The sequence below is a fragment of the Cupriavidus sp. YR651 genome, from assembly GCF_900101625.1.
In the GTDB taxonomy this organism is placed as follows: Bacteria; Pseudomonadota; Gammaproteobacteria; order Burkholderiales; family Burkholderiaceae; genus Cupriavidus.
This window is the reverse complement of sequence record NZ_FMYZ01000023.1, coordinates 20,756-36,706: the sequence shown is the minus strand read 5'-3', so window position 1 is coordinate 36,706 and position 15,951 is coordinate 20,756. Positions and strand designations below refer to the sequence as shown.

The following is a 15,951-nucleotide window of genomic DNA, read 5'->3' as shown; positions in this document are numbered from 1 at the left end:
TTCATCCGTTCGCGCAGCTTGCGCTCCACGTAGAAGCACTCCGGTGCCTTGATGTCTTCCAGGTTGATGCCGCCGAACGTCGGCTCCAGCGAGGCGATGATGTCGACCAGCTTCTCGGGGTCCTTCTCGTCGACTTCGATATCGAAGACGTCGATGCCGGCGAATTTCTTGAACAGGCCGGCCTTGCCTTCCATCACGGGCTTCGAGGCGGCTGCCCCGATGTCGCCCAGCCCCAGCACGGCGGTGCCGTTGGTGATCACGGCGACCAGGTTGCCGCGGGCGGTGTAGCGGAAGGAATTGGCGGGATTGGCGACGATTTCCTCGCAAGCGGCCGCCACGCCCGGCGAATAGGCCAGGGCCAGGTCGCGCTGGTTGGACAGCGGCTTGGTCGGGGTGACGGAGATCTTGCCGGGGGTCGGAAACTCGTGATATTCGAGCGCGGCCTTGCGCAGCGCCTCACGCTGCTGCTGTTTCAGATCGTCTTGGGACGGGGACTGCTGAGGGCTTGTCATCTGCGCATCTTCCGATCGGTGGAGCCGCACTGAATATTGCGGGGACCGAGACGGGCCGGCTCCACGTACCCGCGCTCTCTCTGCATTGGAACTGCGCATTTTATATTGTGAAATATTATTTCACAATAAGCGTTTTGCGCGGGGCAGCTTTGCGTTTCGGTACAATATGCCGCATGCCGAAGGGCTTGACCAGCCGTATTCTCCACGGATTTCCCGGCCTCCACACGCCCTGCGCACATCGCCCGCCATGCCAGACTCCCCCAGCGCCCCGCTATCCGAATTTGACCTGATCCGCCGGTTTTTTACCCGCCCGGTTCACAAGGCCGCGCTTGGCGTGGGCGACGACTGTGCCCTGATCGAAGGTCGGCCCGGCCATCAGCTGGCCATCAGCACGGATATGCTGGTCAGTGGCCGGCACTTCTTCCCCGACGTCCCGCCGCGCTCGCTCGGCCACAAGGCATTGGCGGTCAACCTCTCCGATCTGGCCGCCATGGGCGCTGAACCGCGCGCATTCACGCTGGCGCTGGCATTGCCGGAGGCCGATCCTCACTGGCTGGGAGAACTGGCCGCGGGCATGCTGGCGCTGGCCGATGACCACGGATGCGAGCTGATTGGCGGCGATACCACGCGCGGTCCGCTCACCTTGTCGATTACGGTATTTGGCGATGTGCCGCCCCGCCAGGCCCTGCGCCGCGACGCGGCCCGCCCCGGCGACGATATCTGGATTTCCGGCACGCTGGGCGACGCCCGCCTGGCGCTGGGCGACTGTCGCGGCGAATGGCTGCTGCCCGAGCCCGATTTCACCATCATTCGTCCCCGCATGGACACCCCTACCCCGCGCGTGGCGCTGGGGCTGGCGTTACGGGGAATCGCCCACGCCGCGCTGGATATTTCCGATGGCTTGATCGGGGACCTCGGCCACATCCTCGCCCGGTCCGCCGTCGGCGCCATCGTCGACGTGGATAGCTTGCCGCGTTCGGAAATCCTCGGTGCCCAGCCACTGGACCGCCAGCACGAGTGCGTGCTGGCCGGCGGCGACGACTACGAACTCTGCTTCACAGCGCCTGCTGGCGCGCGCGAAGCCATCGCCGCAATCGGCCGCCAGCTTGGCCTGCCGGTCACGCGTGCCGGAACGATCACAGCCGAACCGGGGCTGCGCATCGTGGACCGCGACGGCAACCCCTGCGCCTTTGCGGGCGCGGGTTTCGATCATTTCGCCGCACCCTGACACGACGCCCACAAGCCATGTCATGATGCCGCCATGCGCGTGCCAGGAGCCACTGCCACGCGCCAGACGATAAAAACAGACGAGCCAGACCCTTGATGTCCGCCAACCCTCCCGGGGCCGCGCCACGCGACCCCGCTGCCACCGTCACGCTGGAAGCCGGCCAGACCGTCAAGGTCACCCGCCCGACCGCCCGTTTCATGCTGGGTCACCCCGCCCGGGCCATCGCACTGGGCTTTGGCTCCGGCCTGTCGCCGGTCAGCCCCGGCACCGTCGGCACACTGTACGGCTGGCTGTCGTTCGTGGTGATTTCACTCTGGATCGAGCCGACCACCTGGCTCTGGATCATCGCCGGCGCGTTCCTGGTCGGGATCTGGGCCTGCAAGCGCACCGCTCGCGACATGGGCGTGTACGACCACGGCAGCATGGTCTGGGACGAAATCGTGGCGTTCTGGCTGGTGCTGCTGTTTGTCACGCCGACCGGTTTCTGGGGCCAGTTCGCGGCCTTCCTCTGGTTCCGGCTGTTCGATATCGCCAAACCCGCACCGATCGCCTACTACGACCGCACGCTCAAGGGCCCCGGCCTGCTTGGCGCGTTCGGCGTGATGTTCGACGACATCTTTGCCGCGTTCTACACGCTGCTCGTCTTCGCGCTGTGGCGCTCGATCTGATCGCGCCAATCTTTCCGATCGCGCCCCGATTTTTTTCTTAAGGACCCTCCTCTCATGTCCGTCAGTCGCCTGCTCGACCTGCTTGCCATCCAGGCCGGAGCCGCCCTTGCGGAACGTTCGCTCATGCTGGCCACGGCCGAATCGTGTACCGGCGGGCTCGTCGCGGCCGCCATCACCGATGTGTCCGGGTCGTCAGGCTGGTTCGAGCGTGGCTTCATCACGTATTCCAACGAAGCCAAGACGACGATGATCGGCGTGCCGGCCAAGCTGATCCGCGACCACGGTGCGGTCAGCGAGGAAGTGGCTCACGCCATGGCGGAAGGCGCGCTGCTGAACAGCCGCGCGCAGGTGTCGCTGTCGATCACGGGCGTAGCTGGCCCGGGCGGCGGCACATCGGAGAAGCCAGTCGGCATGGTCTGCTTTGGCTGGAGCAACCGCATCACCACGCTGACGGAAACGCAGCGTTTCAAGGGCGACCGTGGCCAGATCCGCCGGCAGGCGGCCGAGCATGCGATGCGCGGTCTGCTGGAACTGATTCGGAACGAGGAGTAAGAGGTCGTTTCAAAAAGATCCTGGCGTGGTTGCGCGGCCTTGCCGTACCAGTTGTACTGTCTGCGGCCGCGCGCCTAGCCAGGACCGCTTCGCTTCATTTTGAAACAACCTCGAGCGCACTGACGCCTGTCAGTGCGCAAATTGACGCCCGAGAGCCTGAAGGAATCTGCCGGCAGGGGCTTATGCCGCCCGTGCCGGGATGCCGAGTTCAGCCGTGGCGGTAGCGGTTGATGGTCTCGCGCGTCTGCAACGCCACATTGCGCGCCGCAGCCGCAAAGTCCTTGTCACGGCTGGCGTAGAGGATCGCCCGCGAGGAATTGATCATCATGCCGTTGCCGTCGGCGGTCCGGCCAGCCTTGACGGTGGCCTCGATATCCCCGCCCTGCGCGCCGATCCCCGGGATCAGCAGCGGCATGTCCCCCACGATCTGGCGCACCTTGGCGATCTCGTTCGGGAAGGTCGCGCCCACCACCAGGCCCATCTGGCCGTTGGTATTCCAGCGCTCACGCGCTGCCTCGGCCACCAGCTGGTACAACGGCTTGCCGTCCACCTGAAGGAACTGCACGTCAGATCCGCCCGGATTCGAAGTCCGGCACAGCACGATGACGCCCTTGCCCGGATGCGCCAGGTACGGCGACATCGAATCGAAACCCATGTACGGACTGACCGTCACCGCATCGGCCTTGTAGCGGTCGAAGGCCTCGACGGCGTAGTGCTCGGCCGTGGAGCCGATGTCGCCACGCTTGGCGTCCAGGATCACGGGGATGCCCGGGTGGGCGTCGTGGATGTACTCGATCAGCTGTTCGAGCTGATCTTCGGCGCGCTGGGAGTGGAAATAGGCGATCTGCGGCTTGAAGGCGCAGACCAGGTCGGCCGTGGCGTCGACGATCTCGCGGCAAAAGGAAAAGATCGCGCCGCCGGTGCTGGTGAGGGACAGGGGCAGCTTGGACGGGTCCGGATCGAGCCCGACGCACAGCAGGGAATCGTTACGCTGCCACGCGGCGGACAGCTGCTCGGTGAAGGTCATGGAGTGCTCGGTATGAGGATGAGGCCGGAGCGGCCTGGCGATCTGCAAGCCATTCTGCAAGCATAACGCGCGCGCTGGCCGGCCGGTTGGCCGCGCGGGGCGCGCCTCCGGCAAGCCCCGCCACGGCATATGGCGTTGACGTCAATTCTAACCGTTGCGTGCTATCGTTTTGCGCTTCCGATTAAAAAGAGCGACATCGCACGTCGCCAGCGCCCATGACACTCGACCGCCGAGGTCTCATCCTCCTTGTCATCCTTACGATCGCCTGGGGCATCAACTGGCCCATCATGAAGATCGGCGTGGCGCATTTCCCCGCCATGGGCTTCCGGCTGCTGGGCATGGCCGGCGGGCTGCTGGCGCTGGGCCTGGCGCTGCGCATCCGTGGCGATTCCCTGCGCGTGCCACGTGCGGCCTGGCCCACGGTGATCCGGCTGGCCATCCCGAACATGGTCGTCTGGCACCTGTTCGCCATCTGCGCGGTCAAGATGCTGTCGTCCGGACGGGCGGCCATCCTTGGCTACACCATGCCGATCTGGGCGGTGGTCTGGGGCCTGGTGCTGTACCGCGAGCGCATTGCGCTCTCCGCGTGGATCGGCATCGCCTGCGCGCTGGCGGGCACGATCCTGCTGCTGTCCGGCGAGATCACCGCGCTCACCGGCAGCCCCGCCGGCACGCTGCTGATGCTGGTGGCCGCGGCCGGCTGGGGCTTCGGGACCCAGTTGATGAAGCGTACCGAGATCGATATCCCCATCGGCACCCTAACGTTCTGGATGCTGGCCCTCACGCTGCCGTTCCTCGGCATCGGCACGCTGTTGCTGGAGTCCGGCTGGCGCATGCCCACGGGCATCGAATGGGCCGCCATCGTCTACAACGCCGTGGTCGTCTTTGCCTACTGCCAGCTGGTCTGGTTTGCACTCGCGCGCAGCCTGCCCCCGGTGGTGTCCAGCCTGTCGATCATGTTCATTCCCGTGGTGGGCGTGTTCTCGGGCATGTGGATGCTGGGCGAAACGCCGCACTGGCAGGACTATGCGGCCATCCTGCTGATGTTTGCGGCGCTGTCTTCGGTGATGCTCGCCCCGCTGCTGCGGCGGCGCCTGTAGCCGGCGTTCGGCGCGCGCAACGCAGCAGAGATTTCGCTTAACAAGCCCCCCTGCGTTGGATTACACTCGCGGCCATCAGAATCCCGGAGAAAGTACGTGGGCAGTAGCATCGGGTGTTCGTGTTGCCGCAGTTGCGCTGCGACATCGACGAATGCCATGTCACTGCGGGCTGCGTAACGCCGATCCGCGAGGGCCGTGCCCTTGCTCATCGCGTCCTTGCCCGCAGACACCTGCGGGTGAGTGTCTTTCCGTTTCCCCCAGTGGCCGTCGCCCCGACTGCCGCGTCGCGCTTCGGATCTTCCCTCTCCCGGCTTGCCAGCCAAACCCAGGCAAACGCCATCGCCTTGCAGCGAGCCGCTCGTTCCGGCCGCACGCAGCGCGATCACGCTTGCCCGTGGCCGCGCCATGGTCACACTGCCGGCGAGCCTTGCCTGCGCCTGTCTCCGATGCATCGACAACAGCGCAATCAGTAACAAGGAATCCCAGGGATGATCAATCTGTTCGTCCTGCAGAAAGGCCGGCTCGCCCAGGAGCAGGTCGACGAGCGCAATGAGCTGCTGCAGCACAAGCCCATCTGGATCGACGTTGTCAGCCCCGACGACGAGGAACTGGCCTGGATCAAGGAGGCCTATGGCGTGGTCCTCCCGGAACTGGAAGACCTGGGCGACCTCGAAGCGTCCGCCCGTTATTTCGAGGGCGAAGACGAGAACATCCACATTCGCACGGACTTCCTGCTGGCCGAGGACGAAGCCTCGCGCAACGTGCGCGTGGCCTTCGTGCTGACGCGGGACGTGCTCTTCTCCATCCATGACGAGGACCTGCCGGTGTTCCGCCTGGTCCGGCTGCGCGCACGGATGCGTCCGGGTTCGGTGCGCAACGCCAAGGACGTGCTGATGGACCTGTACGCCACGGACGCCGAGTATTCGGCGGACTCCATCGAGGAAATCTACGAACGGCTGGAAGAAGCGAGCCGCCGCGTGCTGGCCGAAAACGTGACCGATGCCGCCGCCGCGGATGTGCTGGAAACCATCGCGCGCGAGGAAGACTTGAACGGCCGCATCCGCCGCAACGTGATGGATACGCGCCGCGCGGTGTCATTCCTGATGCGCAGCCAGTTGCTGTCCGCCGAGCAGCAGGACGAGGCGCGCCAGATCCTGCGCGATATCGACTCGATCGAGAACCACACCGCGTTCCTGTTCGACAAGATCAACTTCCTGATGGACGCGACGGTCGGTTTCATCAACATCAACCAGAACAAGATCATCAAACTGTTCTCGGTGGTGTCGGTGGCGTTGATGCCGCCGACGCTGATCGCCAGCATCTACGGCATGAACTTCAAGATCATGCCGGAGCTGGACTGGGCGGCCGGCTACCCATGGGCCATCGCACTGATGGCGGTGTCGGCGGCAATTCCGCTGATCTACTTCCGACGCAAGGGTTGGCTCAGCTAGACGGTGCAGCCGGCAGGCACGATCAGAGCTTAGTCGGGCAGCGTGGCGGCGCCCATGCGCCGCGCGATGATCGATGCCTTCACGCGGAAGTTGATGTGCACGTTGGCGCAGTAGGACTTCTTGTCGAAGCACTTCGGCGCCGGCAGCGCCGCCGCCAGGCGCGCGGCCTGGCCAACGCCGAGTTTCGCGGCGGACGTATGGAAGTAGTGCTGCGCGGCGGCCTCGGCGCCGAATACCCCTTCGCCCCACTCCACCGAATTCAGGTAAATCTCGAAGATCCGCTGCTTGTCCAGCCAGAATTCGAGCATCCACGTGATGGCCAGCTCCTGGCCCTTGCGCAGGTAGTGCTGCTCCGACGCCAGAAACAGGTTCTTGGCCAGTTGCTGCGTGATCGTGGAACCGCCGCGCACGATGCGCCCGCGCTGCTTGTTGCGCTCCCAGGCGTCCAGCATCGCATCGAGCTCGTAGCCCGGATGATTGACGAAGTCGGCGTCCTCGCTGGCAATGACCGCGCGCTTGAGGCTGCGCGAGATATCGTCATACCGCACCCACCGGCGATCGACCGAACAACTCCAGATGTTGAATCCGCACAAGCGCCAACGCTCCGCACGCATGAACGACGTGGACGACGGATTGACGTATTGCCAGCTGGCGATCTGCAGGAAAAAATACAGTTGCATCGCCAGCACGCCGGCGACCAGGCATCCGGCCAGGTAGCCGAGCCAGCGCAACGGATTGGCGGCGCCCCCGGCGCTGGCCGCGGGGCGCGATCTGGCGGACGATGGGTGGCGGGCCAAGGCGGTCCGCTTCAGCGTGCGGCTTCCGCCTGCAGCGCCGTGCGCAGTTCGGCCAGCACCGGCGCGGTGTTCGGCCGCACGCCACGCCAGTTGTAGAAGGCCTCGGCGGCCTGCTCCACCAGCATGCCGAGCCCGTCGCTCGTGCGCGCGCCACATTTGGCGGCGTAGGCCAGGAATACGGTCGGCTTTGCGCCGTACATCATGTCGTAGGCCAGCACGCCCTCGCCCAGCAGATATTCCGGCACCGGTGGCAGCTCGCCTTGCAGGCTGCTGGCCGAGGCGTTGATCACCACGTCGCAGGCCTCGTCCTCGGACAATCCAGCCAGCGAATCGAGTCCGCCGCCCCACAGCTCCACGTTGTACTGGTCGGCATGCTCGACGAACTCCTCGAGCATGTCGCTGGCACGCGATGCGGTGCGGTTGGCCACCACGATCCGAGCCGGACGGCACTCGATCAGCGGCAGCATGGCGCCCATCGCCGCGCCGCCGGCGCCCAGCAGCAGGATGCGCCGGCCCTCCAGCAGCACGTCGAGGTTGTCCTGGATATCGCGCACCAGTCCCACGCCGTCGGTGTTGTCGCCATGGATCAGGCCGTCCTCGATCCACATGGTGTTGACCGCGCCCGCGGCTTCGGCGCGCGGCGTCAGACGGTCGGCCAGGTCGTACGCCTCCAGCTTGAACGGCGTGGTCACGTTGAAACCGTGGCCACCTTCCGCCAGGAACTTCCGCATGGTGTCGGCAAACGCATCGAGCGGCGCTTCCAGCCGGTCGTACTGCACGGCCTCGCCAGTCTGGCGCGAGAACGCCGCGTGAATGGCCGGCGAACGGCTATGCGAAATCGGATTGCCCACTACGACGTAGCGGTCGGGCTGGGAGGTCTGGTCTGTGGTCATCAACGGCCTTGCAGGCGGACGTCGAGCCCGCTGCGCGTGAACTTGAACGTGGAAATGACTTCCAGGATGTCCTGGCGAGCCTGCATTTCCGGGGTAAAGGGGCCAAACGGCGCGGCGGCACGCACGATGGCCACGGCCTGGCGATCCAGTGCAGGATCGCCCGAGCTCTTGGCCACGTCGATTGCATCGATGTTGTAGCCGTCGCGGTTATAGCCGAGCTTGCCCTGGCGATTGACGTTGATCACCAGGATCAGCTGTCCGTAGAGGGGCTTGCCGTTGCGCTGCGGGAAATCGCTGGTGCCGCGTGCCTCGATCCTGCGGCGCAGGCGGTCGTAATACTGGGCATAGTCCACGCCCTGCGCGCTGGTGGCAGTCAGCTGCATGCGCTTGGGACGCTTGGCATAGTGTTCGAGATTGCGCCCGATCTCGGCCTCGAGCTTGGCCATCTCGTCGGTGGAGGTACGCTCGTCCTGGCCGCGCGTGGGCGTGTCCAGGCGCTGCTCGCCCGGCTTGACCGGCTGGCTGTGCACCGACGGCGCGGCCTCGCGCGACTGCGTCATCAGACGCTGTTGTTCCTGCTCCAGCTGATCGATGCGGCGTTGGGTCAGGCGTACCAGATCGCCTTCCTTCGATTCGGTCTGCGCCGGCAGCGGCGTGGTGGCGCGCTGCTCGTCATGGTCGCCGCCGCCGTCCAGGTTGGCCTGCGCCAGGACCGTCGGGTTGCGCGGCCGTTCGGCGGACTTGGAATTGACCAGCACCACGTCCAGCTGCGGGTCCGATCGCTTGATCTCGAAGACCTCGGGGGCGGCAATCCGCACCATCAGGACCAGGGCGTGAATCGCCACGGAGACGGCCAGCGCCTTGGCCAGCGTGCCGCTGGTATGCCACCAGTGGCGGGGAGCAACGAGTACGGCGTTCACGATGGACGGGCGGGCTTGGACGGTCTGCGACCGTCAGAAATGGAAAAACGGCCACCCCACGGCAGGTGGGTATGGCCGGGTCAGACTTCGATTGTAAGGGAGCGGAATGCTTTTCCGAAGGTTTCAGCCTGCCGGCTTTGCATCGGTGTCGCGTGCCGCCGACGCCGCGTCGTCCGGGCCTTGCCCGCCAGCATCCGAACCGGTCTCCGCAGCCGCCTCCTGGCCGCCCGCGGCAACCCCCGCAGCGGCTTCCTCGGCAACCTCTTCCGCCGCCGCCTCGGCTGCGGCTTCCGCCGAAACCTCGGCGGATTCCTCGTCGGTGTCCAGCTCTTCTTCCGGGACCTCGCCCTCGCCAGCAAATACTTCCAGCACGCGGCACGACACTTCCAGCGAGATTTCGTCCGTCGACGCCACTTCCAGCAGCACCTGCGTACCCCGGTTGGCCTGGGCCAGTTCCGGCACACGTGTGACCAGCGGAATCTCGGTAAAGCGCACCGCGCCTTCCTTGAGCACCGAGGCCATCATCTTTTCCCGGCCTTCCTGCGCCAGCCAGCGCAGGCACCAGTAGCGCTCCATCGTCGACTGGTGCTCCGCATAGGCCGCGTAGGTGCCTTCGAAATCCGCCACCGCCGCCAGCAGGTCGGCGTCCTTGGGCTTGAACGGCGCCACCAGCTTGGCCATCACGCCGTGCTGGGCCACAGTCAGGATCTGCCATTGGTTGACCAGGTCAACATAGCGGCGCAGCGGCGACGTGCTCCACGCGTATTGCGCCACGCCCAACCCTTCATGCGGCGCCGGGTAGGTTTGCATGCGCGTCCGATGCATCCCCCACGCCTTCTGCGTGCGGTAGATGCCCGGCACGCCGTGATCGGCCAGCAGCTTGCCCCACGTGCTGTTGGCCAGGATCATCAGCTCGGCCACGATCTTGTCCAGCGGCGAACCGCGGCGACGCTGCTCGATGCGCACGCGCTCGCCACCGCCTTCGATCTGGTCGATATAGAAGTTGTAGTCCGCGCGGTTGTGGGATTCCGGCCGCAGGCCGCTGGCGATTCGCGCGCGCTGGCGCTCGTCGTGCAGGTGATTGGCCAGGTGGTAAAGGTGGGTCAGTTCGCCGCGGAACGGATAGTCGCCGGTGCCCGCGGCCAGCGCGGCCTCGGTCACCACATCCTCCAGCAGGTTGTGGCGCAGGTTGGCTGCGATCGGCACCATCTCGGCCCGAGTTTCGCTGCCCAGGATCGCAAACCCGTCCGGCCCGTCCGGATCGACCGTCACATACAGCGACAGCGCGGGACAGGTGCGCCCTTCCTGCAGCGTGTAGCGGTCCACCACGGCGTCCGGCAGCATCGTGATCTTGTCGCCTGGAAAGTACACGGTGGACAAGCGCTGGCGGGCGATGGCGTCGAGCGCCTCGCCACGGCGGATGCCCAGTGCGGGCGCGGCGATGTGGATGCCGACGCGCAGCTTGCCGGCATCGAGCAGTGTCACGGACAGCGCATCGTCGATTTCAGTCGTGGTGACATCGTCGATCGAAAACGCCTGGACGTTTGCCAGCGGCAGGTCGCCGGTCGGCTCCGGAACGGCCGCTTCCGGGAAACCGGTGCCCTTCGGGAAGCACTCGGCCAGGAACTTGGCTTCGTGCAGCGCGCGCGGGCTCGAAACACCACCAACCGCCACCATCAGCCGCATCGGCGTCATGCCCAGCGCCGTGCACGCGGCGTCCATCGCCTTGAATTCCAGACTGTTCTTGTCCGGCTTGAACAGCAGCGGCAGCACCTTGCCGCGGAATGCTTCCGGCAGCGTCAGCGCCTTGAGCTGATTCTCGTACTCGGCCTGCACCAACGCCTGTTGTTTCTTGCGTTCCACCGCAGCCAGCGCCGCCTTGAGCTGGTCCTCGGGCGCGCGCTGGTAGCGACCGCGCCCCTTGCGGCGGAAGTAAACAGGATTGCCGTGCAGCGCCATGGCCAGCGCCGCCTGCTGCACCGGCCCGGCGTCGGCACCGTAGTACTCGGCCGCCAGCTCGGCAAAGCCGAATTCCTCGCCCGGCGCGCATTCCCAAAGGAAGTCCAGGTCGATATCGGCGGTCAGTTCGCCGGTCTGCCGCACCATTTCGATTGCCGAAGGCTGGGCAAACTGCAGCAGCACATCCTTTGCCTTGACCTTGGTGCGCTTGCCCGCGGGCAACTCAACCTGGTAGGCCTCGCCCTGTTGGGCGAGCACGGTGCCGGCGCGAATTTCGCCGCCTTCTTCGAACAGCAACTGCATGGATCGGTACTTTCAGAAATGCCGGGCACCGCCGCAGCGTGAGCATGGGAGCGGATTCCCGGGCAGAGATTCGACGGGTCGCCCTGGGATGGATGGGCGCCGTGGGCCGCACATTATCAAGGTGCCGGCCAGACCCGGGATGATACCGCACCGAGCGCCGCAAGCCCGTTGCGGGATGCGGGCGGCAGGGAGATCAGTAAGGCGGTCAGAGCGACATGCCGCCGCTGGCTTCGATTGTGGTGCCGTTGACATAGCTGGCATCGTCGCTGGCCAGGAACGCGTAGATGCTGGCGATCTCCGACGGCTCGGCCAGGCGGCGCAGCCAGCAGTGCTCCTTCATGCCTTCCAGCACCTTCTCCGGCACGGTCTGCAGGATCTCGGTGCCGACGAAGCCCGGGCACACGGCGTTCACGCGCACACCCTTGGGGCCCAGTTCCCGCGCCCAGGTCTTGGTGAAGCCAATCACGCCGAACTTGCTGGCCGCGTAGTTGGTCTGGCCGAAGTTGCCATACAGGCCGACCACGCTCGATGCGTTCAGGATCACGCCCTTCCCCTGCTCGGACATGATGCCCGCCACCGCCTGGGCGCAATGGAACACACCCTTCAGGTTGACGTCGATCACGGCGTCGAACTGGGCCTCGCTCATCTTGGTCAGGCGAGCGTCCTTGGTGATGCCGGCGTTGTTGACGAGGATGTCGATGCGGCCGTGGCGTGCCAGCGCGGCAGCCACCATCGCGTCCACCTCCTCGCGATGGGTGACGTCGACCTTGAATGCATCGACAGCGGCGCCGGTGGCGGCCAGCCGGTCGGCGGCCTCGCGCACGCGCGCTTCCTGGACGTCGCACAGAATCAGCTTTGCCCCCTCGGTGGCAAAGCGCTCGGCGGTGGCAAAGCCGATACCGGCGGCGGCGCCGGTGATGATGGCTACGCGTCCCTGCAATTTCATGATCTTGGTCTCTCTTCTGGCTTCTGTGGTGTGTGGAGGGTATCGCTACGGCGGGGCAGTCTGGTGCCGCCCGCTCCCGTGTTGTCAGGCGCTGCCCGGCGCAGCAGGTCCGGCAGGAAGACCTCTGTGACGAGCATGGCGCCGCCGCCGCGCCGGAATACCGATCGCCGCGCGGGCAGCATCGGTACCGACGACAGCGCCGGCAGAATCCGCTGCAGCGCCTGACGCAGCGGATGGTGCGGCGACAGCCGCGCAAACTGGAAAGGATCGCGCCGCACGCGCGGATCGACGAACAGCGCACCGCCCAGCGGGCGGTTGCCAAGCCCGCGCAGGAATGGCCAGTCGCGGCGCGCGTGATACGGATCGACGATGGTGTGCGCGAACACGGCCGGCGTGTCGTCGCAGATCAGCAGCACTTCGCGTGTGATCGCCGGCACCGGCCGGATCAGGCCGAGTGCCTGCCATTCATCGGCAAACGGGCGCTGCGGCGCCTGCGCCAGCCGCGCCACTCGGAAACGGTCCGACGCGGACATCAGCCGTGCGGTCAGCGAACCCTCGCCGGTGATCCAGCGGCGCAGATTCAACGAGATCGCCGCATCGAACGGCAAGTGCGCATGCCACGCGCCGCGGCGCGGCTGCGGAGGAAACACGGCCGCGCTCATGCCGCGCGGGGGAGCTTGCCGCCGGGCCCGAAGCCGCAGAACGCCAGCACGTCGTCGACGTAGTCCTCGAATTCGCTGATGCCGTGATCGCTGCCTTCGATAAGGCGCAGACGAGCGCCCGGGCAGGCATCGATCATGTCGCGGTAGTCGAGCACTTCATCGCCAGTGGTCGCCAGCAGGTAATAGCGCTCGGGCCTGGAGATCGCGTCGACGCGCAGATCGAGCAGCTCCTGCAGGTGGTGACGCTCCACCGTGACCGAACCGCCCCCGTGATACAGCGGCTGCTCGCCGAGGTACTTCTCGAGATCCGTCCACGGGTGGATAGCCGGATTCAGCAGCACGACGCGGCAATCATGCCGTTCCGCCAGCCAGCGTGCATAGAACCCGCCAAGCGACGAGCCGATGATGGCGATCTCCGCATCGCCCCCCGCCCGCGCGCCGCGGATGGCAGCCTCGGCCTGAGCGATGGCCTGCGCCGGCGAGACATTCAGCATGGGGCAGGCAAAATACTTGCCCACACCCCAGTCGCGCATCCGTTCCTGGACAAGCCGCGACTTGAGCGATTGCGGCGAGGAACGGAAACCGTGGAGGTACAACAGCATCGTCGTTTCCTGGTTGTCCGCTCAGTTGACCGGGGCTTTCAGCGCATCGAGCAACTTCTGGTGGACGCCACCGAAGCCGCCGTTGCTCATGACCAGCACATGGTCGCCGGGCCTGGCGGCGGCGCGCACCGCCTCGACCAGGGTCGGCAGATCCTGGAACGCGGCAGCCTTGTCGCCCAGCGGCGCCAGTGCTTCGCCGAGATTCCAGCCCAGTGCATCCTTGCCGGAGGGCGCGCCATAACCAAACACCTGGTCCGCGGCCTCGAGGCTCGCCGGCAGCTGCGCCGCCATCACGCCGAGCTTCATCGTATTGGAGCGCGGTTCCAGCACGGCCAGGATCCGGGCATTGCCCACGCGGCGACGCAGGCCGTCCAGCGTGGTCTGGATTGCGGTCGGGTGGTGGGCAAAGTCATCGTAGACCGTCACGCCATTGGCCACGCCCCGCACTTCCATGCGGCGCTTGACGTTGGCAAAGCGGCCGAGGGATTCGATAGCCTGCGCGGGTGGCACGCCGACGTGGCGCGCGGCGGCGATCGCGGCAATCGCGTTCATGCGGTTATGGGTGCCCTGCAGGTCCCACACCACGGTGCCCTGGACGGTATCGCCGAACCAGACGTCGAAGGCATCCTTGCCAGCCGGCACGGGAGTCTTCGCATCGCCTTCGCGCCAGTCGCCGACGCCGAACTGCTCCAGCTCGCTCCAGCAGCCGCGCTCCAGCACCCGGGCGAGCGCCGGCTCGATACCATTGACCAGAATCCGGCCCTGCCCCGGCACAGTACGCACGAGGTGGTGGAATTGCGTCTCGATGGCGGTCAGATCCGGGAAGATGTCGGCGTGATCGTATTCCAGGTTGTTCAGGATCGCCGTACGCGGGCGATAGTGGACAAACTTGCTCCGCTTGTCGAAGAAGGCCGTATCGTACTCATCGGCTTCGATGACAAAGAAGTCAGATTCGGTCAGTCGGGCGGAGATGCCAAAGTTTTGCGGCACGCCGCCGACCAGGAAGCCCGGGTTATAGCCGGCGTCCTCGAGGATCCACGAGAGCATCGACGTGGTGGTGGTCTTACCATGCGTGCCCGCCACCGCCAGTACCCACTTGCCGTTCAGCACGTGCTCGCCCAGCCACTGCGGGCCGGAGACGTAAGGCAGGTTGCGGTTCAGGATGGCCTCCATCAACGGATTGCCGCGCGAAACGACGTTGCCGATGACGAAGAGATCGGGTTCCAGAGCCAGCTGGGCGGGGTCGAAGCCCTCGATCAGGTCAATGCCCTGGGCTTCCAGCTGGGTGCTCATGGGTGGGTAGACGTTGGCGTCGCAGCCGGTCACGCGGTGACCCGCCTGCCGGGCCAGGACCGCCAGGCCGCCCATGAACGTACCGCAGATGCCGAGGATGTGAATATGCATGGGAGCTTCGGGAGATGCGTGAGCCCGGCCGGCGCGTGGTGCCTGCCGTCCGGGACAGGAAGAGCTTTCGATTGTACCCGACGGTCAGTGCACGTTGCGGCGGTGCGGCATCGGGTGCGACTCTTGGTCCCTGGGCCGGCCAGCGCCAGCGCCGGACCATCCGGGTATCATCGCGGCATGTCCCGACGTATCGCCACCGACCCCACCCGCCTGCGCGAGGAGATCGCCCAGGCTGCTGCCCGCATGATCGCCGAAGATGGCGCCGATTACGCCACTGCCAAGCGCAAGGCGGCGCGCCAGTTGCTCGGGGACGTGCGCGTGGCCGGCGAATGGCTGCCGGACAACGACATGATCGAGGAAGAGGTCCGCGCCTATCAGGCGTTGTTCCATGCCGAGAGCCAGCCGCGCATCCTTGCGCTGCTGCGGCGTCTGGCCCTGCTGGCCATGGAAGACCTGGCCGCCTTCCGTCCCTATCTGGTCGGCGCTGTCCTGAACGGCACTGCGACCGAGCACTCCGATGTCTACCTGCAGTGCTTCTGCGACAGCCCCAAGGACGTCGCCCTGCACCTGCTCAATGCCGGTGTGGACTTCGACACCACCGAAACCCGGCACTTTGCCGGTCGCGGCGAGGTCGAAACGCTGAGCTTCCTGTGGCGCGGCCAGTGGCCGGCAGCCCGCGAGGCCCGGCTCCTGGCGGGCGAGGTGCGCGCGGAACTGGGATCGCCGGTCGGTATTCATTTGGCGCTTTACGATGCGGACGACGAGCGTGGTGCAGTCAAGGCCGATGCCAGCGGACGGATCACCCGCGCAGACATGAACGCTGTCCGGGCGCTGGCCGCCGGACCCGGCGAGCCTGACGATGCAGCCTGACGCCCCTTGCCAGAAGCCGCTGTGCTGGCGCAAACCTGCCGAATACGCCTCTTATAT

The 15,951-nt window shown here is 66.1% G+C and carries 15 protein-coding genes and 1 pseudogene; 6 read left to right on the top strand and 10 right to left on the bottom strand.

Going from position 1 to position 15,951, the window contains the following annotated elements; genetic code table 11:
• A pseudogene (locus tag BLR29_RS30420) lies at window positions 1-512 on the bottom strand (NADP-dependent malic enzyme); the annotation flags it as partial.
• A gap of 247 nt (window positions 513-759) precedes the next feature.
• Here BLR29_RS30420 and thiL point away from each other — a divergent pair.
• The 3 genes from thiL to BLR29_RS30405 all read left to right on the top strand — a co-directional run bounded on the left by thiL (window position 760) and on the right by BLR29_RS30405 (window position 2,960).
• The gene (gene thiL / locus BLR29_RS30415; protein ID WP_092143440.1) at window positions 760-1,740 is read left to right on the top strand and encodes a thiamine-phosphate kinase; all 981 of its coding nucleotides are present in this window, start codon (window positions 760-762) and stop codon (window positions 1,738-1,740) included.
• 95 nt (window positions 1,741-1,835) lie between these two features.
• Complete coding sequence (locus BLR29_RS30410; RefSeq protein WP_092143437.1) at window positions 1,836-2,408, top strand: phosphatidylglycerophosphatase A family protein; 573 nt, start codon at window positions 1,836-1,838, stop codon at window positions 2,406-2,408.
• A 54-nt stretch (window positions 2,409-2,462) separates the two neighbouring features.
• Window positions 2,463-2,960: a CinA family protein gene (locus BLR29_RS30405; RefSeq protein WP_092143434.1), complete on the top strand. Its 498-nt coding sequence runs from the start codon at window positions 2,463-2,465 to the stop codon at window positions 2,958-2,960.
• 208 nt (window positions 2,961-3,168) lie between these two features.
• On the opposite strand, the gene pyrF is transcribed toward BLR29_RS30405, so the two are convergent.
• Window positions 3,169-3,987 carry an orotidine-5'-phosphate decarboxylase gene (pyrF, locus tag BLR29_RS30400; RefSeq protein WP_092143431.1) on the bottom strand — a complete coding sequence of 273 codons (819 nt, stop codon included), beginning with the start codon at window positions 3,985-3,987 and terminating at the stop codon, window positions 3,169-3,171.
• Window positions 3,988-4,202: 215 nt separating this feature from the next.
• On the opposite strand from pyrF, the gene BLR29_RS30395 reads away from it, so the two are divergent.
• Together BLR29_RS30395 and corA are read left to right on the top strand one after the other, a co-directional pair.
• Window positions 4,203-5,087 (top strand): DMT family transporter, encoded by an 885-nt coding sequence (locus BLR29_RS30395; protein ID WP_092143428.1) that lies wholly within the window; start codon window positions 4,203-4,205, stop codon window positions 5,085-5,087.
• A 488-nt stretch (window positions 5,088-5,575) separates the two neighbouring features.
• Window positions 5,576-6,538 carry a magnesium/cobalt transporter CorA gene (corA, locus tag BLR29_RS30390; RefSeq protein ID WP_092143425.1) on the top strand — a complete coding sequence of 321 codons (963 nt, stop codon included), beginning with the start codon at window positions 5,576-5,578 and terminating at the stop codon, window positions 6,536-6,538.
• Window positions 6,539-6,567: 29 nt separating this feature from the next.
• Here the strand turns inward: corA and mtgA are convergent, their stop codons facing one another.
• From mtgA to mpl, 8 genes are all read right to left on the bottom strand, one after another.
• Window positions 6,568-7,269 carry a monofunctional biosynthetic peptidoglycan transglycosylase gene (gene mtgA / locus BLR29_RS30385; RefSeq protein WP_092143448.1) on the bottom strand — a complete coding sequence of 234 codons (702 nt, stop codon included), beginning with the start codon at window positions 7,267-7,269 and terminating at the stop codon, window positions 6,568-6,570.
• Between the two features lie 77 nt (window positions 7,270-7,346).
• On the bottom strand, window positions 7,347-8,228 hold the full coding sequence (gene aroE, locus BLR29_RS30380) for a shikimate dehydrogenase (protein WP_092143422.1): 882 nt from the start codon (window positions 8,226-8,228) through the stop codon (window positions 7,347-7,349).
• Entirely contained in the window at window positions 8,228-9,148 is a 921-nt protein-coding gene (locus BLR29_RS30375; protein ID WP_092143419.1) for an energy transducer TonB family protein, read from the bottom strand. The genes aroE and BLR29_RS30375 overlap by 1 nt, the downstream gene beginning before the upstream one ends.
• Window positions 9,149-9,271: 123 nt before the next feature.
• On the bottom strand, window positions 9,272-11,410 hold the full coding sequence (locus tag BLR29_RS30370) for a ribonuclease catalytic domain-containing protein (protein WP_092143416.1): 2,139 nt from the start codon (window positions 11,408-11,410) through the stop codon (window positions 9,272-9,274).
• Between the two features lie 205 nt (window positions 11,411-11,615).
• Window positions 11,616-12,356: a 3-oxoacyl-ACP reductase FabG gene (fabG, locus tag BLR29_RS30365; RefSeq protein ID WP_092143413.1), complete on the bottom strand. Its 741-nt coding sequence runs from the start codon at window positions 12,354-12,356 to the stop codon at window positions 11,616-11,618.
• On the bottom strand, window positions 12,353-13,006 hold the full coding sequence (locus BLR29_RS30360; RefSeq protein ID WP_255371525.1) for a chorismate--pyruvate lyase family protein: 654 nt from the start codon (window positions 13,004-13,006) through the stop codon (window positions 12,353-12,355). The genes fabG and BLR29_RS30360 overlap by 4 nt, the downstream gene beginning before the upstream one ends.
• A gap of 8 nt (window positions 13,007-13,014) precedes the next feature.
• The gene (locus BLR29_RS30355) at window positions 13,015-13,620 is read right to left on the bottom strand and encodes a YqiA/YcfP family alpha/beta fold hydrolase (RefSeq protein ID WP_092143407.1); all 606 of its coding nucleotides are present in this window, start codon (window positions 13,618-13,620) and stop codon (window positions 13,015-13,017) included.
• A gap of 21 nt (window positions 13,621-13,641) precedes the next feature.
• On the bottom strand, window positions 13,642-15,024 hold the full coding sequence (gene mpl, locus BLR29_RS30350) for a UDP-N-acetylmuramate:L-alanyl-gamma-D-glutamyl-meso-diaminopimelate ligase (protein ID WP_092143404.1): 1,383 nt from the start codon (window positions 15,022-15,024) through the stop codon (window positions 13,642-13,644).
• 177 nt (window positions 15,025-15,201) lie between these two features.
• Between mpl and BLR29_RS30345 the strand changes: the two genes are divergently transcribed.
• Entirely contained in the window at window positions 15,202-15,894 is a 693-nt protein-coding gene (locus BLR29_RS30345) for a UDP-N-acetylmuramate--alanine ligase (protein WP_092143401.1), read from the top strand.
• Window positions 15,895-15,951: the final 57 nt, after the last annotated feature.